At 63.9% G+C, this 24,615-nt stretch carries 18 protein-coding genes and 1 pseudogene; 16 read left to right on the top strand and 3 right to left on the bottom strand.

Annotated features, from left to right (window positions below; translation table 11 throughout):
* Window positions 1-7 precede the first annotated feature (7 nt).
* Together HV744_RS25120 and HV744_RS25115 are read right to left on the bottom strand one after the other, a co-directional pair.
* Entirely contained in the window at window positions 8-1,342 is a 1,335-nt protein-coding gene (locus HV744_RS25120) for a type II toxin-antitoxin system HipA family toxin (protein WP_175152074.1), read from the bottom strand.
* 2 nt (window positions 1,343-1,344) lie between these two features.
* Window positions 1,345-1,872: a helix-turn-helix transcriptional regulator gene (locus tag HV744_RS25115; RefSeq protein ID WP_175152073.1), complete on the bottom strand. Its 528-nt coding sequence runs from the start codon at window positions 1,870-1,872 to the stop codon at window positions 1,345-1,347.
* A gap of 903 nt (window positions 1,873-2,775) precedes the next feature.
* On the opposite strand from HV744_RS25115, the gene HV744_RS25110 reads away from it, so the two are divergent.
* The 10 genes from HV744_RS25110 to HV744_RS25065 all read left to right on the top strand — a co-directional run bounded on the left by HV744_RS25110 (window position 2,776) and on the right by HV744_RS25065 (window position 18,946).
* Window positions 2,776-9,111 carry a type I polyketide synthase gene (locus tag HV744_RS25110; RefSeq protein WP_175152072.1) on the top strand — a complete coding sequence of 2,112 codons (6,336 nt, stop codon included), beginning with the start codon at window positions 2,776-2,778 and terminating at the stop codon, window positions 9,109-9,111.
* 70 nt (window positions 9,112-9,181) lie between these two features.
* Window positions 9,182-10,528, top strand: coding sequence for an aminotransferase class I/II-fold pyridoxal phosphate-dependent enzyme (locus HV744_RS25105; RefSeq protein ID WP_175152071.1), 1,347 nt, complete (start codon window positions 9,182-9,184; stop codon window positions 10,526-10,528).
* Window positions 10,525-11,574: a zinc-dependent alcohol dehydrogenase family protein gene (locus HV744_RS25100; RefSeq protein WP_175152070.1), complete on the top strand. Its 1,050-nt coding sequence runs from the start codon at window positions 10,525-10,527 to the stop codon at window positions 11,572-11,574. Before HV744_RS25105 ends, HV744_RS25100 begins: the two co-directional genes overlap by 4 nt.
* Before the next feature lie 19 nt (window positions 11,575-11,593).
* Window positions 11,594-12,331 carry an ABC transporter ATP-binding protein gene (locus tag HV744_RS25095; RefSeq protein ID WP_175152069.1) on the top strand — a complete coding sequence of 246 codons (738 nt, stop codon included), beginning with the start codon at window positions 11,594-11,596 and terminating at the stop codon, window positions 12,329-12,331.
* A complete protein-coding gene (locus HV744_RS25090) occupies window positions 12,331-13,557 on the top strand; it encodes an ABC transporter permease (RefSeq protein ID WP_175152068.1) in 1,227 nt (408 codons plus the stop codon). Before HV744_RS25095 ends, HV744_RS25090 begins: the two co-directional genes overlap by 1 nt.
* A gap of 44 nt (window positions 13,558-13,601) precedes the next feature.
* Window positions 13,602-14,372 carry an outer membrane lipoprotein-sorting protein gene (locus HV744_RS25085; protein WP_175152067.1) on the top strand — a complete coding sequence of 257 codons (771 nt, stop codon included), beginning with the start codon at window positions 13,602-13,604 and terminating at the stop codon, window positions 14,370-14,372.
* Between the two features lie 18 nt (window positions 14,373-14,390).
* Complete coding sequence (locus HV744_RS25080) at window positions 14,391-15,752, top strand: hypothetical protein (protein ID WP_175152066.1); 1,362 nt, start codon at window positions 14,391-14,393, stop codon at window positions 15,750-15,752.
* A gap of 800 nt (window positions 15,753-16,552) precedes the next feature.
* Window positions 16,553-16,933, top strand: a complete 381-nt coding sequence (locus HV744_RS25075; protein WP_175152065.1) for a hypothetical protein — start codon at window positions 16,553-16,555, stop codon at window positions 16,931-16,933.
* Between the two features lie 11 nt (window positions 16,934-16,944).
* Window positions 16,945-17,166: a hypothetical protein gene (locus tag HV744_RS25070; RefSeq protein ID WP_175152064.1), complete on the top strand. Its 222-nt coding sequence runs from the start codon at window positions 16,945-16,947 to the stop codon at window positions 17,164-17,166.
* 214 nt (window positions 17,167-17,380) lie between these two features.
* Window positions 17,381-18,946 carry an alpha/beta hydrolase gene (locus tag HV744_RS25065; protein WP_175152063.1) on the top strand — a complete coding sequence of 522 codons (1,566 nt, stop codon included), beginning with the start codon at window positions 17,381-17,383 and terminating at the stop codon, window positions 18,944-18,946.
* Here HV744_RS25065 and HV744_RS25060 read toward each other — a convergent pair.
* A complete protein-coding gene (locus HV744_RS25060; RefSeq protein WP_246279189.1) occupies window positions 18,918-19,166 on the bottom strand; it encodes a hypothetical protein in 249 nt (82 codons plus the stop codon). The two genes, HV744_RS25065 and HV744_RS25060, sit on opposite strands and share 29 nt — an antisense overlap.
* Window positions 19,167-19,188: 22 nt before the next feature.
* On the opposite strand from HV744_RS25060, the gene HV744_RS25055 reads away from it, so the two are divergent.
* The 6 genes and pseudogenes from HV744_RS25055 to HV744_RS25030 all read left to right on the top strand — a co-directional run bounded on the left by HV744_RS25055 (window position 19,189) and on the right by HV744_RS25030 (window position 24,270).
* The gene (locus HV744_RS25055) at window positions 19,189-19,626 is read left to right on the top strand and encodes a fibronectin type III-like domain-contianing protein (protein WP_217469156.1); all 438 of its coding nucleotides are present in this window, start codon (window positions 19,189-19,191) and stop codon (window positions 19,624-19,626) included.
* Window positions 19,627-19,708: 82 nt separating this feature from the next.
* Window positions 19,709-20,476, top strand: a complete 768-nt coding sequence (gene xylB, locus HV744_RS25050) for a D-xylose 1-dehydrogenase (RefSeq protein WP_175152062.1) — start codon at window positions 19,709-19,711, stop codon at window positions 20,474-20,476.
* Window positions 20,454-20,747, top strand: coding sequence for a hypothetical protein (locus HV744_RS38545; protein WP_425497826.1), 294 nt, complete (start codon window positions 20,454-20,456; stop codon window positions 20,745-20,747). Before xylB ends, HV744_RS38545 begins: the two co-directional genes overlap by 23 nt.
* A gap of 88 nt (window positions 20,748-20,835) precedes the next feature.
* Window positions 20,836-21,417, top strand: a pseudogene (locus tag HV744_RS25040) (dihydroxy-acid dehydratase); the annotation flags it as partial.
* 84 nt (window positions 21,418-21,501) lie between these two features.
* Window positions 21,502-22,689, top strand: a complete 1,188-nt coding sequence (locus tag HV744_RS25035) for a fumarylacetoacetate hydrolase family protein (protein ID WP_175152061.1) — start codon at window positions 21,502-21,504, stop codon at window positions 22,687-22,689.
* Window positions 22,690-22,827: 138 nt separating this feature from the next.
* Window positions 22,828-24,270, top strand: coding sequence for an aldehyde dehydrogenase family protein (locus HV744_RS25030; protein WP_175152060.1), 1,443 nt, complete (start codon window positions 22,828-22,830; stop codon window positions 24,268-24,270).
* Window positions 24,271-24,615 lie beyond the last annotated feature (345 nt).

Raw genomic sequence — 24,615 nt, 5'->3', positions numbered from 1 at the left:
TTCACGCTCACATCGACCGCGCCAGCTTCCTGTTCAGCCCACGCATACCGTCGAAGACCGCTTCGGCCACGTCCATCGGAAAATCCGCGGGCAGCTGCGACGACACTTCGTCGATCACCGCGTCGGTTCGTGCGGTCAGCTCGCCGATCATTGCCTCTACGCTCGCCGCGGAAAACCCGACGCGTTGTCCTTCGGCAATCCAGTGCCGACGCTGGATCTGATTGAGCAGATAGTGGACGTTCTTGCCATGCAGGGCCATCGCCAGCTTGACCTTTTGCGCCGGCAAACGACCGGCGCCGGCACCGATGATCGGGTGAGCGGAAAGCACATCGTAGAGCGGCGTGGATTCGTAACGGTTGCCCGGCAAGTGCGCGATGCTGAAGTTCTTTGCATGGCCGTCGGTTGCGGCGAGCAGCCAGAAGATCATCTGCGTCGTGAAGAAGTTGCGCCGGTCGATCGCCGCGCGTGCGGAGCCGGAGAGCACCTCCATGATCGCTTCGATCCCTGGCCCGCCATCGGCTTCGTACTTGTGGAGCGCCGACGTGGCTGTCGCCTGGCACATGTCTTCCTGGGGCAGGCGCACGATCCAGGTTGCGTCGCTGGATGGACGGCGGTCGAATCGCTCGACGATCAACACCTTCTGCTCTTCGAATCCGCCGATCTCGCAACGGGCGACGGGTAGTCCATAGGCCGCGACGATTTGCGAGCAGAGCCACTCGTTTTCGACGGAGGTGCGCATGTCCGCACGCATGTTGCCGACCAACCCCAGCGGCAACTTGAAGATATGCGTGGTCGGCGTGCTGCCTTCGGGCAGCAGCCAGCGGTCGTGATGCCGGAGCAGGGCGGTCTTTTCCTGCGCGCCCGCGATCGACAGGCGCAGATCTTCCAGTGGATCGTGCTGTCCGAGCGGTGACGCCGATGTCGTGCCGCGCAACAGGCGCGCAATCTCGCTGTCGCTGAGTTCGCGACCGCTGATGCTCGCGAGGTCGGTGGGCGCCTCATCCGGCGGCAGCATTTGCAGCGCGCCGACGCAGTCGCGGCCGAGCGCGGCGAGCAGCGCGAATGGCGCGGTGCTGCCGGTCCGGTAGCGCGTGGCGATCCGGCGGCGGATCGGTTCGCTGTCAGGAAGCAGGTTGTCGAAATAGTCCGCGACGACCTCGCCACGGTACGGCTGGTTGCCTGGCGTAAAAGGAAGCGACAACGACAGCGGACGCCCCTGCGGATCGTCGATCCAGTCGTCCCGATACACCAGACGCTCGCCGTTGCGGGTCGTTTCCCAATAGCCGACCTGCAAGCCGTTCATCCACAGGTTCAGGCGGTTGGGTTGTGGGCTTCGCACCATGCTTACCAGTTCTCCCGTTTCCTGGTTGCGCTCCTGGGTTTGGCGACGGTGCGTGGGGTTTCGGACGCGGTATTGCCGCGGACTTCCCGCGTAGTCGTTCTGGCGGTTTGCTTCGCGGGGCCCCTGGTGCGCGCGTGCGTTTCAGGGGGAGTCTCCTGCTTGCGCGACGATGAGGTTTTGCGCTTTACGTTGCCCGTTGTTATGGCCGATGCCTTTTTTGCGGAGCGGGCAGCCGGGGTTCGGTCCGCTGTTGGCGTGACGCCAGAGGAGGACGCTGCATTTTCCCCGGCGACGCTGCTTGCCGATGCCCCCCCCGCGGTTTGGGTTAGCTTCAGATCGACCTGGAGCACCCGCAAGACCTTGAAGAGCCGCTCCACGCTGACGGCGGCCGGATTGGCCTCGAGTTGCGCGTAACTCTGCTGGGTGACGCCGAGATGACTGGCCATCGCGGCCTGGGTGAGACGGGCGGTCTTCCTGAAGCCCTGCAGAATCGGCCTCAACTGGCTCAGCGTCTTGATCGGGTAGTCCACGGCAATATCTCCGGCTTGTGCTTCGGCACCATGACAGGTTAAAGCCTGTAAATTCTTTATACAGTCTATACCCTGTATTTTGCAAATACAATCTAAAGCCTGTTAATGGAGAATACACTCCTGGACTTGTATTCGCAGGGGCAGTGCCGCGTTTGGGGAGTGGCGTGGCGTGAGTTGGACGCGGCATCGAAGCAGGCACTGCTTGCCGCACAGCGACTATAACGCAACTAACGGTCAAGTCGGTTTCAGTCCACCCCGGCTGCTGCGCAGCCATCTGGTCGCGCTCAGGATCAGCGGGCCGGAACCGAGCATGGCACGTCCCGGCGTGCGCGGCACTTGACGACTACCCGCGTACGGATTCTGCAATTCACGCGAATGTCATGCTTCATCTGAAATCGACGAGTGGTGACCGTCAGAGCGTCATGCGTACATTCTCCAATTCCACACAGTCTTTATGATTTTTCTGATGTTTATTGCCCAGGTCAGGCCGTATTATTCAAAAAAATTTGAACTGACAGGCTCGGGGAATGGCAGGTAATGAAGGCGGAACGCATTGCGTTCGAGAACTAAAACCAGAAAATATCCTTGTGGCGCATGGGGTATCGGTTGTCACGAAAATGCACGTGAGGTTTTAAAGCCGCGCAGAATATTCGAGGGTAATTCACGCCCTGCCAAGTGTTCAAGAATCCCTGCATTCAGGGATAGCGGCAGCGAGCCCTATGCCACAAAGCCGATGCCAGGAAGTATTCCAGGCGAAAAATCGTTAAATTGCATTTCAATTTTTGAGGCGAAATTCGCGGGGTGTGATTCGCCATTCAGATTGTGCTCTTATGTCTACGGGAAACAGGTTGTGCGTGATATCCGGTAGCGGATCTCTCTTTCTATTTATCTAGAATAACTAAAATGCGTGAAATTGCTGTGGTCGGAATGGCGTGCCGCCTTCCTGGGGGGCTGGACGACGTCGATTCCCTGTTGGCTGGTCTTCGTGAACGTGTCGTCACCGCCGGTCCGATACCGGCGGATCGCTGGGATGCGGCTCGCTACTATTGCGCCGACGAGAGCGTGAAGGGCAAAGCCTATGTCGACAAGGCCAACTTCCTGAAGCAGGACGTCCGGTCGATCGACGCCGGGTTCTTCGATCTGCCCGCGCGGGTCGCCGAGAACCTCGATCCGCAGCAACGGCTGCTGCTGGAACTGATCTGGGAAGCATTCGAACACGCCGGTCTCGACCTGCCTGCTCATGCGGGTCACAAGATTGGTGTCTACGTCGGCGGCTTCATGCTCGATCACATGATCACGCTGATGCAGGTCGCGAACCGAACGCGGCACAACGCCAACACCGCGGCCGGCATGATGATGACCATGCTGGCCAACCGCTTGTCCCACGCGTTCGATCTTCGCGGCCCGAGCCTGTCGATCGACACGGCCTGTTCGTCGTCGCTGGTCGCCTTCAGCTATGCGTGCCGCGACATCTGGTCGGGCGACTGCGATGTCGCCGTGGTCGGCGGCGCGAACATCATGACGCGTCCCGAGTACTCGATCGGGATGAGCAAGGGGCAATTCCTGTCGCGCGACGGGCAGTGCAAATCCTTCGACGCCCGCGGCGACGGCTACGGCCGCGGCGAGGGCGGCGGCATCGTGCTGCTGAAGACGCTGGAGCGAGCGCTTGCCGATGGCGACACGATTCTCGCGACCGTCGCGGGCGCCGGCGTCAACTCGGACGGCCGCACGCCGGGCATCTCGATGCCGAGCGCGGACGCGCAAAGCCTGCTGATTCGCGACGTTTGCGAACGCTTCGCGATCGATCCGGCGCAGGTGCGCTACGTCGAATGCCACGGCACCGGCACGGCGGTCGGCGATCCGCTTGAGGCGGCGTCGATCGGCTCGGTTTACGGCACCGGTCGCCATGGCGACGAGCGCGTGGTGCTGGGCTCGATCAAGAGCAACATTGGCCATCTGGAGGCGGGCGCGGGGATCGTCGGCGTGATCAAGGCGGTGCTCACGCTGATGCATCGCGAAGCGTTCCCGCTCGGCAACCTGCAAACGCCGCATCCCGGCATTGCGTTCGAAGAACTCGGCGTGCGTCTCGCCGACGCGTCGATCCCGCTTGCCCAGCCGGACGAGCCTTTCCTTGTCGCTGTCAATTCGTTCGGCTATGGCGGCACCAACGCGCACGTGGTGCTGCGCTCGGCGCCGGAAGCGGTGAGCAAGGCGGGCGCCGCAGCGTCGCGGCGTCCCGAAGGTTTTCCGCTGTACTTGCCGTTGTCCACGCGCAGCCCCGCGGCACTCGAGGCGCTCGCGCAGCGCTACCACGACCGTCTGTCGAAGCCCGACGCGCCGCTCGCCGCTCTGCTGCATTCCGCCGCGCTACACCGTGCTTCGCTGAGCCATCGCGCCGTCGTGCTGGGCACCGGCAAGGACGGGTTGCGCGACGCGCTCGCAGCGCTGCTGCAAGGCGAGAAGTCGGACCAGGTCGTGACCGGCCAGCAGGTCGTGGCGGGCCGTCCGCTGCCGGTGTGGGTGTTCACCGGCATGGGACCGCAATGGTGGGCGATGGGCCAGGAGCTGTATCGCGACGAGCCCGTGTATCGCGCGGCCGTCGACGAAGCGGACCGCATCTTCCAGCGGCTTGCCGGCTTCTCGATCCTCGCGGAAATGCTGAGGAGCGAGGTTGAGTCGCAAATCACGCGGACCATCCACGCGCAGTCGGCGAACTTCATGATCCAGTGGGGCATCGTCGCGGTGCTGCGCGCCGCGGGCGTCAAGCCGGGCGCGGTGGTGGGCCACAGCGTCGGCGAAGTGACGGCGGCCTGCGTCAGCGGCGCATTGAGTCTCGAAGACGCGTTGCGCGTCAGTTACGAGCGCAGCCGTCTGCAGGCGCGTACGGCGGGCAGCGGCAGCATGCTCGCGGTGGGCCTGGATCGGGAGAGTGTCGCCGCGCTGTTGCAGCCGTTCGAAGGACGCGTCGAAATCGCCGCGGTCAACGGGCCCAACACGCTCACGCTGTCGGGCGAGACGGCGGCGATCCAGGCCCTTGCCGCGGACCTTGCCACGCGCGAGATATTCCATCGCGTGCTGAACGTCGAGGTGCCGTACCACAGCTACCTGATGGAGCCGATTCTCGATGAACTCGCGTCGTCGCTAAGCGCGATCGTCGCTTGCGAGCCCGCGGTGCCGCTGTATTCGACGGTCACCGGCCGCCGCACCGAAGGGCCGTCGTGCGGGACTACGTACTGGCCGCAAAACGTGCGTCGGCCGGTCGCTTTTGCCGACGCGGTCCAGTCGCTGCTCGACGACGGCTTCGCCACTTTTGTCGAAATCGGACCGCATCCGGTGTTGTCGAGCGCGCTGCGCGATTGCGCAAAGGCGCGGGCGAAAGAGATCCGTCTGGTCGAGACGCTGCGGCGTAACGAGGCGGAGCGAGCGCGCCTGCATCGCAGCGTGGCCCAGGTGTTCGCGAGCGGCTGCGAGATCGATTGGACGCCGCTGAACGGCCAGGGCGAGGCCATCGCGCTGCCGAACTATCCGTGGCAACGCGAGCGCTCGTGGATCGAGACCGAACGCGCAGTCCATCAGCGTGTCAGCCCGACCGAGCGTCCTCTGCTCGGCTGCGAGCAGTATCCCGCACTCGACGTGTGGGTCAACGACCTCGAACACCAGGGCCTCGCCTATCTGAAGGACCACATCGTCTCCGGCACGTCGATCATGCCGGCGGCGGGTTATGTGGAGACCCTGCTCGAGATCGCCGCGGTGCTGCATCCCGATGCGCCGGGCTGGCGCGTTAGCGATGTCGACATCCGCGCGCCGCTGGTGATCTCCTGCGACCGCGCGATCGACTACGTGTCCAGTTACGAGCGCAGCACATGCCGCGCCGCGATTCGCAGCGTCGAAAGCGGCAAGATCGGCGAAGGGCAACTGCATCTCACGGGCAGCGTCGGATCGCTGCAGTCGGCTGAAGTCCGTCATGTCGATCTGCAATCGCTGAAGGCGTCGCTGCCCGTCGAGCGGGATCCCGCGGTCTTTTACCGTGAGCTGTCGCGCACCGGGCTGCAGTACGGGCCGCATTTCCAGTCGGTACGGTCGCTGCGCGTCGCCCCGCAAGGCGGACGTGTGCTCGCGCTGATCGAGCGCGGCCCCGATCTGCGCAGCGCCGGCTATTGCGCGCAGCCGGTGATGCTCGACGCCTGCTTCCAGGTGCTCGTCAGCATGCTCGACGACAACGAATCGACGTTCCTGCCGACCGGCTTCAAGGAATTGCGCCTGCTCGTGCCGGCATTGCCGGATCGCTACTGGTGCGAGGCGGTGCAGGTCAACGCCACGCCGCGCCATGTCGACGCCGATCTGACGATTCTCGACGACGCCGGCCGGGTGCTCGCAGTGATTCGCGGGCTGCGCGTTACCGCGTCGTCGGCGAAGGTGGAACGCACCGATGCATACGGCGATCCCGTGAAGCTGCAAATGCCGCGTTACGAATGGGCCGACGCCGGTCGCCTGTCCGAGCCGAGGCGTCTCGGCCACTGGCTGATCGTCGAAGATGGCGCTACGACAGCGCTGGCCGACCAGCTGGCTGGCGGACTGGAAGCGTTCGGTGCGCGCGTCTGCGCGCGTTTGAGCGCGGGGTCGTCGTTCGGCGTTCAGGGCGTGCGGATCAGCGTGTGTCCCGATTCGGCCGACGACATCGCCAAAGCAATGGAAGCCGCCGGTGCGCTGCATGGCGTGGTCTTCGTTCACGGCGTGAATGCGAAGCTCGACGGTGCCGACCCGACCGGCATGCACGCGCTGCTATTCATGCACGCGGTGACGCGCCATCTCGCCGGCTTACCGGTGGCGCAACGCCCGCGCGCGTATGTGCTCACGCGTGATGCGTTCAACGCGAGCGAAAGCGATGCGCCGGTGCAGCCCGCGCAGACCGCGCTGAATGGTTTCGCGCGCGTCGCCTTCAACGAACTCGAAGGCATGCGCTTCACCACCGTCGATATTCCGGCGGCCGCCACCGACGACGACGTCGATGCGGCGATTCTCGAGTTGTTGTGCGACGCGCCGGAAGACGAGGTCGCGATCCGCCGCGGCCGCCGTCTCTTCAGCCGTCTCGAGGTGACACCGTTGCTTGCGCAGCCGCGCATCGCGCCGGTGCCGCTCACTGCCGACCGTGCAGTCCAGGTCCGCAATGCCGGCGAGCATGAAGACAGCGCGGGCAGCGTCAAGCTGATCGAGATCGCCCGCACGCCGTTGCGCGACGACGAAATCGAACTGAAGGTCGAGAGCATCGCATTGACGATGCGAGCGCTGCGCAGCTCGAACGGCGACACGCTCGATCTGGACTTTGTTGAAGTGATCGCGACGGTCCAACGCGTCGGCGCCGAAGTTGCTGATCTGCACGCCGGACAGCGGGTCTACGGTCTCGCGCCCGCCGAGTTTGCCAGCCACATTCGCGGGCCGCGTTCGGCCTTCCATCTGGTCGAACTGGCCGACGGCGCAGCCGCTTCGTCGCTGCTGCTCGCGGCGGTGCGCGAGGCGGTCGCCGAACGCCTGATCGAGCAGGCTGACCTCGACGGGAATGCCCATGTGCTCGTCGAAGCTGACGAACTTGGTGTGTCGGTGAACGCGGCGTTGCGCCGGCGCGGCATCCAGACCACGCTGCTCGCACACCCGAACACCGAGCCGGCGAAGCCGGTGGCCGGCTGCACACCGATCGCGGCGAGCCCTGCCGCGCTGGAAGCGGCGGTCGCCGATCGCACCGGCGGCAAGGGCTTCGACGCGATGGTCGGACCGCTCGCCGCGTGGGCCGACGCATTCGGCTGGCGCGCGCTTGCCGCGGGCGGCGTGCTGATCGACACCGACCAGCGTGCGCGTGCATTCACGCTGCCGAACGCGGCGTCGTCGATCGTGCGTGCCGACCTGGCGGTGCTGGCGCAGCGCGCCGAGCGCTTCGCCGCGGCGCTGCGCAAGGCCGTCGACCGTGCGGGCACTGGCGAATTCGTGCCGGCGGACAGCCTGTCGGTGTCGATCGTCGATCTCGCGAGCCGGAAGTTCGCGCTGCCCGATATCGACATTGCGCTCGTCGTCAGCTTCGACGATGCGTCCACCGCATTGCAGGTGCACGTGCTCGAAACGATGACGTTCAAGCCCGATGCCAGCTACCTCATCACCGGCGGGCTAGGCGGTTTCGGTCAGAAGACCGCGCGCTGGCTGGTGGAGCGCGGTGCGCGTCATCTCGTGCTGGCCGGGCGCAGCGGCGCGGACACGCCTGAACGGAGCGCCTTCGTCGCCGATCTGCGTCAGCGCGGCGTGAACGTGGTCTGCATCCAGTGCGATCTCGCCCACGAAGGCCAGGTGCGCGACCTGTTCGCCACGATCGCGGCCGCCGCACCGCCACTGCGCGGCGTGTTCCACGCGGCGGCGGTGATCATCGACCAGCCGATCGTCGAACTGGCTGCGCAGGATCTCGTCGCGGTGATGCGCGCGAAGGCCGAGAGCGCGCGTCTGCTGCACGAGTTGACTCGCGAGATGACGCTCGATCATTTCGTTCTTTACTCGTCGATCGCGAACCTCGTGGGCAATAGCCGCCAGGCCAGCTACGTCAGCGCGAACGGTTTTCTCGACGGCCTTGCATGGCACCGGCGCGCGCTGGGATTGCCGGCCACCAGCATCAACTGGGGGGCGATCGCCGACGTCGGCGTAGTGACGCGCGACGAGAAGCTCGAACAGTTCATGCGCTACATGGGGCTGCGCGGCATGGAATCGGCGGAGGCCTTGCACTGGCTCGAACGCGCGATGCTGCGTGAAGTCACGCAGCTCGGCGTCACGCTGATCACGAACTGGAGCGAGTGGGGCCGCTACGAAACGCTCGGCGCGCAGTCGCCCCGCTACGCGGAGCTGATTGCCGCCGACGCGAGCCCGGACGCCGATCCAGGCGCCGTGTTGCGCGCCGGGCTGGCGGAGTTGCCGGCGGCCGACCGCTTCACGGTGCTGGCGGGCCTCGTCGCGTCGCTGATTGCCGATGAACTGGAAACCGCGGCGGAGGCGATTCCGGTCGACCGGCCGATCCTCGATCTCGGCGTCGATTCGTTGATGGCGACTGAAATCCAGTTGCTGCTCAGCCGCGATCTCGGCATCAGCGTGTCGGTGCTCGAGATTCTGGACGACCTGACGATCCGCGCCATTGTCGACAAAGCCCTGAACGCGTTCGGATGGGGCGAGGCGGGCGACGCTGCCGCGCCGGCGGCCCAGGCTGCGTGATCCTGGGCTGATGCCGGTCTGACCCAAGTCTGCTCCAAGTCTGCTCCAGCAACATGAAAGAGAGTTGAACATGAATCCTGCAATGCACGTCGAGCGTCTGCGCGCCAGATTGCTCGGCAAACAGGGCGCCGCAAGCGCAGGCGACGACGCGCCGGCGGCGCGCGCGGTTGCGCCCAAGGTCACGGTCGGTCGCGAGCATTACGACTTCGCGCAGTTTCCCGAACTGCGCGAGTACGCCAACACGCGCTGGTACTACGACAAGCAGGGCTACGAGTGGAACATGTTCCGCGAGCATGTCGGCGTGGCCAGCGCGGAGGTCGAAGTCGCGGGGCGGCGGATGATCAATTTTTCGTCGTACAACTACCTCGATCTGTCGGGCGACCCGCGCGTGCAGTCGGCCGCGAAGCAGGCGATCGACCACTACGGAACCTCGACCGGGTCCGGGCGCATCATCATCGGCGAGATCCCGATCTTCGGCGAGTTCGAGAAGGAACTTGCCGACGTGCTCGGCGTCGAGGACGCGGTGCTCGGCGTCAGCGGCTATGGCACCAACGTCGCGGCGATCGGCTATCTCGCGCGCAAGCAGGACCTGGTGCTGTACGACGAACTGGTCCACAACAGCATGCTGGTCGGCGCGAAGCTCAGCGGCGCGCGCCGCTTCGCTTTCGCGCACAACGACTGCGATGCGCTGGAGCGGCTGCTGGCCGAGCATCGCGGCAACTTCGAGCGTGTGCTGATCCTGACCGAAGGCGTGTTCAGCATGGACGGCGATATCCCCGATATCCCGCGGCTGATCGAGATCAAGAAGCGGCACCATGCGCTGCTGATGGTCGACGAAGCGCATTCGATGGGCGTGATCGGCGCGCGCGGGCTCGGCGTGGTCGATCACTTCGGGCTGAACGGCGCGGATATCGACATTCACTACGCGTCGATGAGCAAGGCCTTCGCGACGATCGGCGGCTACATCGCCGGGCGCCGCGAGCTGGTCACGATGCTCAAGTACTACGCGCCGGGACTCGGCCTCTACATCGCGTCGCCGATGCCGGCCAACGCCGCTGCCGGGCTGGCGGCGCTGCGCATCATGCGCGCGGAGCCGCAACGCGCGCGCCGCGTGGTGGAGAACGCCCGCTACTTCCGTGAGCAGGCAAGACAAGCGGGTTTGAACACCGGACTGAGCGAAGGATCGGCTGTGATCCCGGTGATGCTGCCCGACGCCGAACTCGCGCTGTGGATGGCCGCGCGCCTGTTCGACAACCACATCTTCACGTTCCCGATGATCTTCCCGGTCGTGCCGCGCGATGCCGCTCGTCTGCGCTTCTTTATCAATACCGCGCACACCCGCGAGCAGATGGACCGCACGATTCGTCTGCTCGTCGAACTGAAGGCTGCCGCGCCGGCCAGCAAGGGGCTGTTTTGAAGCAGATTCGTTTCGACGCGTTCGGTCCGCCGTCACAGGCCGCGCGCTGCTGCGAGGTCCCGGCGCCTGGCGCGCCCTCGGCGTGGGAAGTGCTGGTCGATGTCGAGGCTTGCGCGGTGAATCCCGCCGACCTCGCGCGGCTCGCCGGCCGCTATGGCGAACTGCCGAAGCTGCCGGCCACTGTCGGCCTCGAAGCCGTGGGGCGGGTCGTCGATTGCGGCGCTTCGGTACACGATCTGGCAGTGGGCGACCGGGTCATCCTGATCGGCAACGACAACTGGTGTCAGCAGCGCCGTCTGGCGGCGTCGCAAGTGTTCAAGGTCGCGCCGGAGCTCGACCCGTTGCAGCTTGCCGCCCTCAAGGTGAACGCGTGCACCGCGCTCGAACTGGTGCGCCGCCACGCGACGCTCGAGCGGGGCGCCTGGATCGTGCAGACCGCGCCGCTGTCGGGTGTCGGACGCGCGGTGATGCAGATCGCCCGGCACGACGGCCTACGCACGCTCAACATCGTGCGGCGCTCCGACGCGATCGAACCGGTGAGGGCAGCGGGCGGCGACGCCGCCATCGTGGATGGCCCCGACCTGGCGCAGGCGGCCAGAGCAGTCACAGGCAGCGCGCCGGCGATGCTTGCGCTCGATGCGGTCGGCGGCGATGGCGTTGCGCGTCTCGCGAAACTGCTCGAACCCGGCGGCGCGATCGTGAACTACGGCATGTTGTCGGGCAAGCCGATCGAGCTTGGCTGCGATGAGTTGATTTTCAGGGGCATCGGTCTCAAGGGCTTCTGGCTCACGCAGCGCCTGTCGCGCATGACACACGTTCAGCGCAATGCGTTGATGGCGGAAGCCGTCGAGCTGCTGCGTCTGGGCGTGCTGCGCGCCGAGGTCGCCGCGACCTATCCGCTCGACGCCGTCGGCAGGGCGTTGCGCCATGTGGACGAGCCTGGGCGCAGCGGCAAGGTCTATCTGTTGCCTAACGGCCCGATCGACAGCGGCGCCGGCGACCGGCAACGCGCGTCGCCGGTTCTTGCCGCCGCAGACCCTCTTTGAAAAGACATTCAGGACATTCATGAAAATCGATCCGCACGAATCTGCGCTGCCCCTTGCGGACCTCGGGCCGGTTGCAAGCTATGCGAGGCCGGTCGCGCGTCTGAGCGGGGTCGGCAAGACGTACGGTCAGGTCCATGCGCTGGCCGATATCAATCTGGACGTTCAGGCAGGCGAGATGCTGGCGATCGTCGGGCCGTCCGGCAGCGGCAAGACGACCTTGCTGAATCTGATCGGGCTGCTCGACAAGCCGACCACCGGAGAGATCGAAGTGCTGGGCGAGCCGACGGCTCGCCTGAGCCCGGTCGAATACGCGCGACGCCGTCAGTCGTCGATCGGCTTCGTGTTCCAGAGCTACAACCTGATCCCCGTGCTCGATGCGCTCGACAACGTATTGCTGCCGCTGCGGCTCGCCGGCCGCACGAGTCACGCGCAGAACGCGCGGGCGCGCGAACTGCTCGATGAAGTGGGACTGAACGGCCATCACCACAAGCACCCGGAACAGATGAGCGGCGGACAGCGGCAGCGCGTGGCGATCGCGCGCGCGCTGATCACGAATCCGCAACTCGTCATCGCCGACGAGCCGACGGCCAGTCTCGACAGCGGTAACGCGCGCGCCGCGATGCAGCTGTTCCAGCGCCTGAACCACACGCACGGCGTGACCTTTGTCTTCTCGACGCACGACGAGCGCGCGCTGAGCTATATGACCCGCTCGATACGCCTGTGCGACGGACGGCTGCCTGATGGAGATGAACACTGATGCATTCGCTGGTTCTCGCGCTGAAGAACGCTTTTAGAAACCGTCGCCGGAGTTTTGTCACGCTTGCGGCGATTGCGCTCGGCCTCGCCGCGATCAATCTGTTCAGCGGCTATATCGCCAACGTCTATGCCGGGCTTGAGCAGCAGGCGGTGATGGGCGAGCGGCTTGGTCATCTGACCATTTTCAAGCGTGGCTTCCTGCTGGAAGGCAAGCTCAAGCCGAAACGCTATCTGTTCACGCCGGAAGAAACCCGCAGGATCGAGGCGCTCATTCTGCGCGAACCCGGCACGAAGCTGGTGTCGCCGCGCCTGAGTCTGAACGGCCTCATCTCGAACGGCGAGGCGTCGACGGTGTTCATCGGCGAGGGCATCGTCGCCGAACATAACGACATGCTCGGCGCGGCGGAAGAAGGCGATGCCGGCGGCCATCTCGACCGGCACAGGCAGGCGGGCGTGGCGGTGTCGTCGGATCTCGCGAAGCTGCTCAATCTCAGGAAGGGCGAGACGTTCAGCCTGCTCGCGTCGACCATCGACGGCCAGGCGAACGCTGTGGATGCGGACGTCGTCGACCTCTTCAATACGGGCAGCGCGGGCACCAACGACAAGTATGTGCTGACCAGTCTCGCGCTCGCGCAGTCGTTGATGAACACCGACTCGGTGGAGCGCTTCATCGTGCTGCTCGACAACGCTGGAATGACGCAGAAGTTGAAGCTGGACCTGAGCCGTCGTCTGCGTGCGGCGGGCTTCGACGTCGAGATCAGGAGCTGGCAGGAAATGTCGAGCTTCTACACGCAGGTCAAGGGCTTGTTCGACATGATCTTCTCGTTCATTGCGAGCATCGTGCTGGTCATTTCCGCGATGAGCGTGGCGAACACGATGTCGATGGCGGTGGTCGAGCGCACCCGCGAGATCGGCACGTTGCGCGCGCTGGGCTTGAGCAACGCGGGCGTCGTCCGGCTATTCGCGTTTGAAGGACTCTGGATTGCGCTGCTCGGCTGCCTGTCGGGTCTCGTTGTCACGCTCATCGCGGCGTTGGCGATCAATGCTTCTGGTATCGGCTATATCCCTCCCAACTCGTCATATCGCGTGTTGCTGCAGATCGACCTCGACTGGCTGCGCATGGGTGCGATTGCGCTCGCCGTGAGTTTTTTCGCCGTGCTGTGCGCGACTTATCCGGCTTATCGCGCAACCCGTATCGAAGTCGTCGATGCGTTGAGCTTCGTTTGACCGGCCGAATCGTTTCATCGTTTTTCTTATCAGGTATCGCGATCATGCAGCGTTATAAAAAAACCGTCCTTCTGCTGGCTTCACTGATCCTCGCGAGCGCAACCTTCGCGGTCAGTGCGCCTGCCACGGAAACCCCGAATGCCACGCAGATCGTCGCAGCGAGCGACCGCGCGCGCGGCGGCGGTCTGAATGGTGTGCAATGGACCATCGACATCACCGGCCAGGATTCTGGCGGCCCGATCGACAGGCGTACATATGTCGTGCGCGCGAGCGGCGACGACAGTCTCGCGGAGGCCACCTATCCGCCCCGTGAAGCGGGCAGCCGCCTGCTGCAAAACGGTCGCAGCATGTGGTTCGGCAAGGCCACGCTGACCAAGCCGGTGTCCATCTCGACGCGCCAGAAGATGGTTGGTCCCGCGTCGAACGGCGACATCGCTTCAACCAATTATGCGAAGGATTACGACGCAACGATGCTTCGCATCGAGCAGGTGAACGGTGAAGACGCTTACGTGCTCAACCTGCTGGCGAAGAACAAATTCGTCACCTATGACCGGATCGTCTACTACGTTTCGGTGTCGCGCCTGGTTCCATTGAAGGCCGAGTTTTATACCGTGTCGGGAAAGATATTCAAGACTGCCGTGTTCGAGATGAACAACCGGCTGGATATCGACGGCAAGGCGCAGCCGTTTGTCAGCAAGATGAGTATTCAGGACACCATCGAAAAGTCGAACTATTCGCTGCTGCAGTACAGCGAAGTCAGAACGCAGCAATTTGGTGCGGACACGTTCAACCTCGGCTCACTCAATCGTCCCTGATTGCAGGCTAGCGAAGTCATGCATCTGAAATGGGCCGATGGGCGGCCACGCTGCGAGCCGGGCGCGGCGACGCGCGTCATACTCGGCTTGTTGCGGGTGTTCGCGCTCATCTGGACAGGCATCTCGTCGCCGGCATGGGCGGCCGATGCGCAGGACGACGGTCCGTTCGGCGGTCTTACTTTCCAGCACCATACGCAGATTGTCGGCTTTGTGACGGGGACCGTGCTCAACCAGCGCTCACTGGTCAACCCGGACAACCAGATCGCGAAGCTGCCGAAGATCCAGGCCGAAATCGATCCGCGGGTGGATCTGACGCTCAGGGTGGATCCGTGTTTTCTGCAGCTCAAGCCTCGCGGGTTTTTCGTCTGGCAAGGCAATACGCCCGGCGCGGGCGCTCGCACGTCGACCGATGCGTACCTGAACGAAGGACGCCTGTCATGCCAGATGCGCGGGAACGTGAACGTGGAGGTCGGGCGCAGCGTGCTGCTCTGGGGCAGTGCGATACTGCTGTCGCCGAGCAATCCATTTTTTGCGGAAACGGGTAAGACCGACCCCGTCAGGGAGCAGCTAGGCCGGGATATGGTCCGCGTGAGCGCGCAGATTACTCCGGCATGGAGTGTTGAAGGCATCTACAACTTCCACGTCGATACACGCGATACGACCAAGGCTTACTTTTCTCCCGTCGCCGCCCTGAAGGTCAATTGGACCGGCGACTCGGTGTCGGCAAGCGCGCTGGTATCGCATCGCGACAATGGCGTGGACCGGCTCGGGGCATACGGCACGTGGACGGTGTCGGATGCGCTGCTGTTATACGGCGATGCGTCGGTGGGGCAGGGGCGTAATGCGCTGTTTGCCGAACAGCGGGCGCAGGCTCCGGCCGGCTGGACGCTCTCGCAGAATCAGACTCGCGACAGTTCATGGCGCGCCAGTGCGCTGCTCGGCGCGAGCTATACGCTATTGTCCGGATGGACCCAGACACTGGAGTTGCTCTACAACGGCGATGGTTACACGAGCGGCGAGCGACGCGCCTATCAGAACGCGATCCAGAGCGGCAATAGCGCGCTTGCAATGGGCAATCCGGCGGGGGCCGCGTTGTTGGGTCAGGCGTTGAACCCGCAGCAGAACCTGCTCGGACAACGTTACGCACTAGTCCAGTTGGGCCGCACGGACCTGTTCAATAAACTCGATGTGACGCTTCGTTATATCCAGGCTTTCGACGCGCCATATGGGGGAAATCTTGCGTTGTCACTCAACTATAAGCTGAGTCCGGCGGCCGAGTTGTTTGCATTCGGGCAATGGAATGTGGGCAACCCTCAATCAGAGTTCTTGCAGCTTTACCGATTTTCTGTCATGAGTGGTTTGCACTACTATTGGAACTGAATTAGATCGACTCTTGACGAATTAACAATTCATCCATCATCGATTAACTAGCGCCGCTGCGTTGGATTGACGGGACCAGCGGGGACATGAGCCAAAGCCGAACCGGCGAGGTAATTGGCGGAACAATTCTGTTTCGCATCCGACACTTCCCGGTCAATTCCTGGACAGACAGAATAAGCCATCGTCGTCGACAAGGACTAGTGGCTCGCAAGAATATACTCAATGCGTGTCGCTTTGACAAACGCTCAGCGTCTACTCGCATCGCGCCGCTTTCTTTCGTGTTCAGAGCGCACTTTCCTCGCCTTTCCGCGCGGCGCCGCTCTTCTGCGGCTTGCGCGGAAATGGACTTGGAAAATATGGAAAACGCTCTAGACTCTATAACGTGCGAAACCTTCAATGCGCGGATAGTTGACAACATCGCCAGCGACGACACCGGTTCGCGTCTTTGGGGGGAAAGTGAATTGTCCGCACCCAGCGTTGCCCGCGAAGCGATACTCGAGTCGCTCATTCGGTCTTCGTCGAGACTGCCCGGCTGCTCCGCCCGACGCCTCGTGTCCGCAATCAATCCCAGACCGTCATGACGATCTCCGCCATCAAGTTCGACGACGGAATACACAAGCCTGGACAGCAGGCAACTATTTCCCCGGCCAGGCCGGACTGGATGACCCTACTGCGCCAGGCAAGCCTGAACAAAGGAGACACGCACAGACACAGAGACCCTTCTTCTACATGACTCTATCGACGCCGCCGGATACGGTCGGCGCAGGATGCTGGAGAACATAACTTCCATGGAGTACGTGATGGCAACTAAACCGCAATGGCGAACGCTGTTATCTCTGACTTTCCTGACGTTCGCAATGATGGGCAATGTCGCCCGCGCAGAAAGCATTCCGATTGTCACGGGCGAGCAATGGACCACTTCGTCGGACGAGGCCAAGAAGGCGTATCTCGTTGGTGTCGCCAATATGCTTGAAATCGAGCGCGCCTACGCCGGCAATACGTCGGCCAGCAGCAAGGACATCGCGCCGCGCTTTGCGAAAGGCATGCAAGGTCAGACTCTCGACAGCGTGCGCCAGGGGCTCGACAGCTGGTACGCCGCCAATCCTACGAAAATCCAGCACCCGGTGATTGAGACCCTGTGGTTTGAAATGGTCGTGCCAGGCCTGAAGAAAAACCCATAAGGAAGACGATCATGAAACGACTTGGATGGATCATGAGCATTGGCGCGTTTGCGGTCGTGGTCGGGTGTACGGACATGACTCCGCGACAGCAGGGAACGATGAGCGGCGCGGCGATCGGCGCTGCCGGCGGCGCCGGCATTGCGGCGATCGCGGGCGGCGATGCCTGGACCGGTGCAATCATAGGCGGTGCAGCAGGCGGTGTGGCCGGCAACATCAGGGGTGGCCGCCAGTAAGAATTCCGGGGCGGGGCGGGGCGCGCCGTGCTTGCCGCGCTCCGGCCGGGTCAAGCGGTCTGCGTCAGGACGGGCGGCGGGGAGGGCCGGGTGACGGGCATCACTTGTCCGAGGCTCCGCGCCTGAGCCATCGAACGCCGTGAACGTGGCGGCATGAGAGCACGACGCAGACAGAAGCCTGCGAGGGAGCGCAACCCTCACTAAGAGAGCACGAATGCTACGCACGTCGCTGAAGGTAATAAAGATAAGTGCATTGATTCTGGTCCTGCTGATCATAGCCGCGCTCGGGTTGCGCGCGTGGTACTCGCAGCGTGCTCCGGAACTGGCTGTCTGGCATACCTACGTGCCGCGCGAAATGACGATCGTGGAAATGGACGCCGGCGACTGGAATGCCTACCTCAAGGCGGAGTCCCGGGTTTTCGAAGACGTGCGCACCAATGTCGTCGAAAAGCTGAGCGCGGCCCAGCGCGTTCCGTCGAACCGCTACTACGAAGGCTCGCCGATCTATCCGGAGCACTTCGAGCAGAACTGGAATCGCTCGTACATCCTTGAACCGTCGGGGCCGCCGGTCGGCGCCGTGGTGCTGCTGCATGGTCTGACCGATGCGCCTTTCAGCTTGCGTCACATCGCGCGCCGCTACCGCGACCGGGGCTTTGTCGCGATCGGCATCCGCTTGCCGGGACACGGCACGGTGCCGGGTGCGCTGACCCGGGTCGAATGGCGTGAATGGGCTGCCGCAACCCGCCTCGCGGTACGCGAAGCGCGTCGGCGTATCGGTCCGGACAAGCCGCTGGAACTGGTCGGCTTCTCCAACGGCGGGGCGCTGGCGCTGCAATATGCGCTCGACGCGATCGAGAATCCAGCTCTTTCGCGCCCGACCCGTGTCGTGCTCATCTCGCCGATGATCGGCGTGACCCGTTACGCCCGCTTTGCCGGTCTCGCCGGTCTGCCGGCTGTGTTCCCGGCGTTCGAGCGGGCTGCGTGGCTCGGCATCGTGCCGGAGTTCAATCCGTTCAAATACAATTCGTTTCCGGTCAACGGCGCGCGCCAGTCCCATCTGCTCACGAGCACCATCCAGGAGCAGATCATCAGACTGCATCGCGAGAACCGGCTGACTGCATTGCCGCCGGTGCTGACGTTCCAGTCCGTGACCGATTTCACCGTCAGCACGCCGGCGGTGATGTCGTCGCTATACGACCAGCTTCCCGAGAACGGCAGTGAAGTCGTGCTGTTCGACGTGAACCGCAGCGTGAGATTCAGAACCTTTCTGCGCGTGGCGTCTTACACCGCGCTGTCACGGCTGCTGCGGGTTGGTCCGCAAAACTATCGCGCCACGGTCATCGCTAACGCGTCTCCGGAGTCGAGCAGCACCGTCGAGCGCAGCGTCGACGCCGGCGAAGTCGAAACGCGCGTCAAGCCTTTGAACATCGATTATCCGCAGGATATTTTTTCGTTATCGCACGTCGCGATTCCGTTCCCGGTGACGGATGCGCTCTATGGCATTGCCCCGGACGACAAGGAAGATTTCAACGAGAACCTTGGCACGCTCGCACCGCGTGGCGAACGCGGCACGTTGATTCTGACGCTCGACTCGATGTTCCGGATCGCGTCGAATCCGTTCTTTCCGTATCTCCTGCAACGCATCGACGAGGGCATCGGCAAGATGCCGCCGCCGGTCGTCAAGTCACCCGAACGCTCCCATGCAACTGCGGCCGGGCAGCCGGACGAATCGGCCGATACGTTGCCTGAATTCAACGAGGTGGGGACTTACGAGCCGTAAGACACGGATGCCCGAGTCCCCAGAACGTCACGGCCTTGATGGTGGGCTCGTATTCGAACAGATCGAACACGGCTCGATAACGCTGCGCCTGTGCGCGCATCACGTCGTTCGGCACCGGATGACCGAGGTCGGGAAGACACGCACGCGGATTGCTCCAGCATTCGCCGGAATCCGTATAGAGGCCGCTGGACACGAAGGGCGCGGCGAAGGTCGCGGTCATCGGACCGACCGCCGACGATCCGTTGGCGCTGCTGGCCGGCTACAGTTTCCCGGTGCATCTGATCAACTCCGGCGGGCAGTCGGTCGCGTCGATCAGCACGCCTCTGAAGGCGCTGCGCGCGCTGCTCGGCGATGAGCGGGTGATTCACGCACGCGGCTGCGACATCATCGCGGAGCGCCGTGCCGGCGCGCCGGTGTTCCCCGGCGAATTGAAGGCCTTCGCCCGCGTGCCGCTGGCGGCGGGCGCCTGCGCACAGGTTCGCGTGCGCATGCCGGTCGACATGCTCAACTTCACCGACGGGCGAGGGGAGCGTATCGTAGAGCCGGGCGACTTCGATCTGATGATCGGCAGCTCGAGCCGCGACATCCTGCTGAGCGACACGGTGACGGTCACCGGCAACGCGGTGCGAACGCCCGAACGCGACTGGCGCATGGTGAGCGAGGTCGAGGTCCTGTCGTAACCCGCATGTCGGGAATGCGTGCAGCCGGGGGCGGCTGCATGCCATGTATTTGTTGTCATACTCGGAACAAGTGGAATATCAGATGTCGTACGCAATCTATCCCAGCCTCTCAGGCAAAACGGTTGTCATCACCGGCGGCGGCAGCGGCATCGGCGCCGCGATGGTCGAAGCATTCGCACAGCAGGGTGCGCGAGTTTTCTTCATCGACATCGCCGAGGACGATTCGCTCGCGTTGCAGGAATCGCTGCGCGACGCTGCGCATCCGCCGTTGTTCCGTCGCTGCGATCTGCGCAGTGTCGATGCGATCCAAAGCACGTTCGCCGAGATCGCCGAGATCGCCGGGCCGATCGAGGTGCTCGTCAACAACGCGGGCAATGACGACCGGCACGAAGTCGACGCCATCACGTCGACCTATTGGGACGACCGCATGGCCGTGAATCTGCGGCACCAGTTCTTTTGCGCGCAGGCCGCGGCGGCCGGCATGCGCAAGATCGGTCGCGGCGTGATCCTGAATCTGGGCTCGGTCTCCTGGCATCTCGCGTTGCCGAAACTCGCGATCTACATGAGCGCGAAGGCCGGTATCGAAGGGCTGACCCGAGGTCTCGCGCGTGATCTCGGCGACGCCGGCATTCGCGTGAACTGCATCATCCCCGGCGCGGTTAAAACCCCGCGTCAGATGCAGCTCTGGCAGTCACCCGAGAGCGAAGCGAAGGTCGTCGCGAGCCAATGCCTGCGCTTGCGCATCGAGCCCGAGCATGTCGCCCGCATGGCCTTGTTCCTTGCGTCCGACGATGCGTCCCGCTGCTCCGGTCGCGATTATTTCGTCGATGCCGGGTGGTACGGAGAATGAAAGTCGCCTCCCCGCGTGCGTATGGCCGGTCAATGCCGAACCGGGCGAAGGCTCGCTGTGGCAGGCCGCGGAAAACGCGGTTTATTTCGTCGACATCAAGGGCCGCAATATCGGTATCAACAACGGTACTTATGCGCTCGGTGCATGTCTGCTGGTCAGTTGCGTGCTGATCCTGCTCGTGCCGCGTAGCATGTTGACAAGAGCGGCGTCGGCCAACGACAGCAAGTCCGGCGCACAGACGGCGCGTGCCGCGGGCACGCAAGCGATTTAACCCTCCCCATGACCGAGAGACAAGCATCATGTCAGCATCCACACCGCGCCGGCTGAGAAGCCAGGAATGGTTCGACGACCCATCGCACGGCGATGCTTTCCGGCAGACCTATCTGAGCGAGCCCGGCGCGGAAAATACGTTCGAGGCCCGCGCAATCGTGTTCGACGGTCCTGAGGACTACCACGCGCGCATCAACGACCCGTCGCTCGAAATCGACCAGCACTGTATTCTGGTGATTCGCGGCGCGGGCACCGTGGGCTATCCGGGCAGCGCCGAAGTGGTGAACATGGCGCCGCCGGCGGAGCTCGTGCGGCAGGGCATCACGTCGTTGCCGACGCTCGGCGACGGACGGCAAAGCGGCACATCCGCGAGCCCGTCGATTCTCAACATGTCGCCCGAGGCGGCGGTTGGCGGCGGACTCTCGCTGTTGCGCACGAATGACCGCATCCGCGTGGACCTGAATGCGCGCAGCGTCAACGTGCTGGTCGACGAGGACGAACTCGCGCGGCGCCGTGAAACGGCGAGCTTCGCGATTCCGCCGGCGCAGACGCCATGGCAGGAACTGTACCGCCAGACAGTGGGCCAGCTCTCGACCGGCGGCTGCCTCGAACCGGCGACGCTCTATCTGAAGGTGATTGCCGAGCGTGGCAATCCGAGGCATTCGCACTGACGTGCAGGTTGCAGGGCCGGGCTCAGATTGCAGATCGAGCCCGGCCCTCCTGGTCTTCCAACTTTCCTGAAGAAATCTATTCCCATGTCCGCAACTACTCAATCCAGTTTCCTCCCGGACGATCTTGGCCAGGCGCTGCTCGTGGGGCGCGTGTGGCGCAAGACTGACCAGCATGAAGGCCCGTGCGTGGTCGTCGTGCGTGGCGGCGAGGTGTTCGACATCACCGCAACCGTGCCGACGACGGCAGACCTGTTCGATCGCGAGAACGCCGCGCAGGTCGCGCGTACTGCGCCTGGCGTGTCGCTTGGCGCCGTCGCGCAGCTGATCGCGTCCAACCTGCCCGGCGCCGCCGTGCCGGCCGCGCGATTGCTCGCGCCGTGCGACATTCAGGCGATCAAGGCGTGCGGTGTCACGTTCGCCGTGAGCCTGATCGAACGCGTCATCGAAGAGCAGGCGGGCGGCGATCCGGCGAAGGCGAAGGAAGTCCGCGAGACCATCGCTTCGATGATCGGTACGGACCTGTCGAAAATCGAGCCGGGCTCGGACGCCGCGCTGAAGCTGAAGGCCGAACTCGAGCGGCGCGGTGCGTGGTCGCAATACATGGAAGTGGGCATTGGCCCGGACGCGGAAGTGTTCTCGAAGTCGCAGCCGATGTCGGCGGTCGGTTTCGGCGCTGACGTAGGGCTGCTCGCGGCTTCGACCTGGAACAATCCGGAGCCGGAGATCGTACTGGCGGTGAACAGCCGCGGCGAGATCGTCGGCGCGACGCTCGGCAACGACGTCAACCTGCGCGATATCGAAGGCCGCTCGGCGCTGCTGCTGGGCAAGTGCAAGGACAACAACGGCTCGTGCGCGATCGGCCCGTTCGTGCGCCTGTTCGACGAGAGCTTCTCGCTCGACTCGGTGCGCAACGCCAGTGTCGCGCTGCGCGTGGAAGGTGCCGACGACGACTTCGTGCTCGAGGGCGTGAGCCATATGAGCGAAATCAGCCGCGATCCGGCGGACCTGGTTGCGCAAACATGGGGACGGCATCATCAGTATCCGGACGGTTTCATGCTGTTCCTCGGCACGATGTTCTCGCCGATCAAGGACCGCGACGCCGCTGGCGCGGGATTCACGCATCACCTGGGCGGCCTGGTGACGATTTCGACGCCGCAACTGGGCGCGCTGACCAACACGGTCCGGCTGAGCACCGAGATCGAACCGTGGACGTTTGGTGTGCGCGCGCTTTATCAGAATCTGGCCGCCCGCGGCCTGCTTGCCTCGGCCTGATCGGTCTGAGTGTATTGAGCGTATTGAGCGGCTGTCGCGTCACGCGCAGCCCACATGCATTTCCAGTCGCCTCCGCCGCGGCCTGACGATCAGGTGGTTCCGGCGGAGGCTTCATTCTGTATCGACCGGAGAGAGACCATGAGCCAGTTTGCAAACTACATCGACGGACAGTGGGTAGAAGGTGCGAGCGTGTCCCGCAACGTCAATCCGTCCAACCTCGACGACGTGATCGGCGAGTTCGCCCAAGCCGACGCCGAGCAGACGCAACGCGCGATCAGCGCCGCGCGCAAGGCGTTCGCGCGATGGTCGTTGTCCACGCCGCAACAGCGCTTCGACCTGCTCGACCAGGTGGGCAGCGCGATCCTCGCGCGCAAGGCCGAGCTGGGCCGGCTGCTCGCGCGTGAAGAGGGCAAGACGCTGCCCGAGGCGATTGGCGAAGTGGGCCGCGCAGGGCAGATCTTCAAGTTCTTCGCGGGCGAAGCGCTGCGCGTGGGTGGTGAAATCGTGCCGTCCGTGCGCCCGGGTATGACTGTGGAAGTGACCCGGGAGCCGCTCGGTGTGATCGGGCTCATTACGCCGTGGAATTTCCCCATCGCGATTCCGGCCTGGAAGATTGCACCGGCGCTTGCGTTCGGGAACACCGTGGTCGTCAAACCGGCTGACCTCGTTCCGGCCAGCACGTGGGAGCTCGTCAAGATCATCGCCGAGGCGGGCGCGCCGGCGGGCGTCATCAACCTCGTCATGGGACGGGGCGCCGTGGTTGGCGAAGCGCTGGTTTCTTCGCCGGATGTCGACGCCGTGAGCTTCACCGGTTCGGTCGCGACCGGTCATGCGATCGGCGCGAAATGTTTCGCCTCTGGCAAGAAGTTCCAGCTGGAGATGGGCGGCAAGAACCCGATGGTGGTGCTCGACGACGCCGACCTCGACGTCGCGGTCGAGGCGTGCATCAACGGTGCGTTCTATTCGACGGGGCAGCGTTGCACGGCGTCGAGCCGCTTCATCGTGACCGAAGGTATTTACGACCGGTTCATCGACGGTATGAAAACGCGCATGCGTGCGTTGAAGGTGGGCGATGCGCTGGCTGACGGCACTCACATTGGGCCGGTCGTCGACGACAAACAACTTCAGCAGGACGAACGATATCTCGCCATCGCGCGCGAAGAGGGCGGCACGGTCTTCGGCGGGGAGCGGGTCGAACGCGACACGCGCGGCTACTTCCTCGCGCCGGCGCTGGTCACCGACACGACCCCGGTCATGCGCATCAACCGGGAAGAAGTGTTCGGCCCGGTAGCCTCGGTCATCAAGGTCAAGGACTACAACGAGGCGCTCGCGGTTGCCAACGACACGGAATTCGGGCTCTCAGCAGGCATCTGCACGACGTCGCTGAAATACTCGAACCACTTCCGCCGTCATGCGCAGGCCGGCATGGTGATGGTGAACACGCCGACCGCGGGCGTGGATTATCACGTGCCGTTTGGTGGGCGCAAGGGTTCGAGCTACGGTCCGCGCGAGCAAGGCAGCTATGCCCGTGAGTTTTACACGACGGTCAAGACAGCGTATGTGAGTCCGGGCGTGGTTTGATGTCGAGGGAGTAGCAAGATTGGGCGATGACGAAGGCAAGACCGATTTGTCATGGTCATCGCTTAGCGGCGGTTGATAGAAATTCGTCGGCGTTCCGAGCAACACCGCGTTGTCCAACGACGATACCCGCGTGAACAGTCGACGGCGAATGGCGACGCAGGCCAGGCGGACGGCTAGAAAAGAGGAATAAAAAAAGCGCCCGCCCACGGAAGGCTGGGCGAAGCCGCCGGGAATCCGGGGCGGAGGTTCTGATATGAAACTGGCCCGCGATCGCGGGCCAGTGACTTGAACCAGCCGGGCGCAGCACGGGCGAGCGCTCCAGCAAAGCGACCGCTTGAAGCCGGC

Origin of the sequence: Paraburkholderia ultramafica, from assembly GCF_902859915.1 — a bacterium.
GTDB classification, from domain to species: Bacteria; Pseudomonadota; Gammaproteobacteria; order Burkholderiales; family Burkholderiaceae; genus Paraburkholderia; species Paraburkholderia ultramafica.
Note: the sequence above shows the minus strand (reverse complement) of the source record. Positions and strands in the feature narration are given on the sequence as shown.

What these genes read in the sequence shown, in the direction of transcription:
- HV744_RS25030 (WP_175152060.1), top strand. Translation starts at nt 22,828, where the DNA reads ATGAGCCAGTTTGCAAACTACATCGACGGACAGTGGGTAGAAGGTGCG.
- HV744_RS25075 (WP_175152065.1), top strand. Translation starts at nt 16,553, where the DNA reads ATGGCAACTAAACCGCAATGGCGAACGCTGTTATCTCTGACTTTCCTG.
- HV744_RS25085 (WP_175152067.1), top strand. Translation starts at nt 13,602, where the DNA reads ATGCAGCGTTATAAAAAAACCGTCCTTCTGCTGGCTTCACTGATCCTC.
- HV744_RS25095 (WP_175152069.1), top strand. Translation starts at nt 11,594, where the DNA reads ATGAAAATCGATCCGCACGAATCTGCGCTGCCCCTTGCGGACCTCGGG.
- HV744_RS25120 (WP_175152074.1), bottom strand. Translation starts at nt 1,342, where the DNA reads ATGGTGCGAAGCCCACAACCCAACCGCCTGAACCTGTGGATGAACGGC.
- HV744_RS25110 (WP_175152072.1), top strand. Translation starts at nt 2,776, where the DNA reads ATGCGTGAAATTGCTGTGGTCGGAATGGCGTGCCGCCTTCCTGGGGGG.
- HV744_RS38545 (WP_425497826.1), top strand. Translation starts at nt 20,454, where the DNA reads ATGCCGGGTGGTACGGAGAATGAAAGTCGCCTCCCCGCGTGCGTATGG.
- HV744_RS25060 (WP_246279189.1), bottom strand. Translation starts at nt 19,166, where the DNA reads ATGACCGCGACCTTCGCCGCGCCCTTCGTGTCCAGCGGCCTCTATACG.
- HV744_RS25070 (WP_175152064.1), top strand. Translation starts at nt 16,945, where the DNA reads ATGAAACGACTTGGATGGATCATGAGCATTGGCGCGTTTGCGGTCGTG.
- HV744_RS25080 (WP_175152066.1), top strand. Translation starts at nt 14,391, where the DNA reads ATGCATCTGAAATGGGCCGATGGGCGGCCACGCTGCGAGCCGGGCGCG.
- xylB (WP_175152062.1), top strand. Translation starts at nt 19,709, where the DNA reads ATGTCGTACGCAATCTATCCCAGCCTCTCAGGCAAAACGGTTGTCATC.
- HV744_RS25105 (WP_175152071.1), top strand. Translation starts at nt 9,182, where the DNA reads ATGAATCCTGCAATGCACGTCGAGCGTCTGCGCGCCAGATTGCTCGGC.
- HV744_RS25035 (WP_175152061.1), top strand. Translation starts at nt 21,502, where the DNA reads ATGTCCGCAACTACTCAATCCAGTTTCCTCCCGGACGATCTTGGCCAG.
- HV744_RS25065 (WP_175152063.1), top strand. Translation starts at nt 17,381, where the DNA reads ATGCTACGCACGTCGCTGAAGGTAATAAAGATAAGTGCATTGATTCTG.
- HV744_RS25090 (WP_175152068.1), top strand. Translation starts at nt 12,331, where the DNA reads ATGCATTCGCTGGTTCTCGCGCTGAAGAACGCTTTTAGAAACCGTCGC.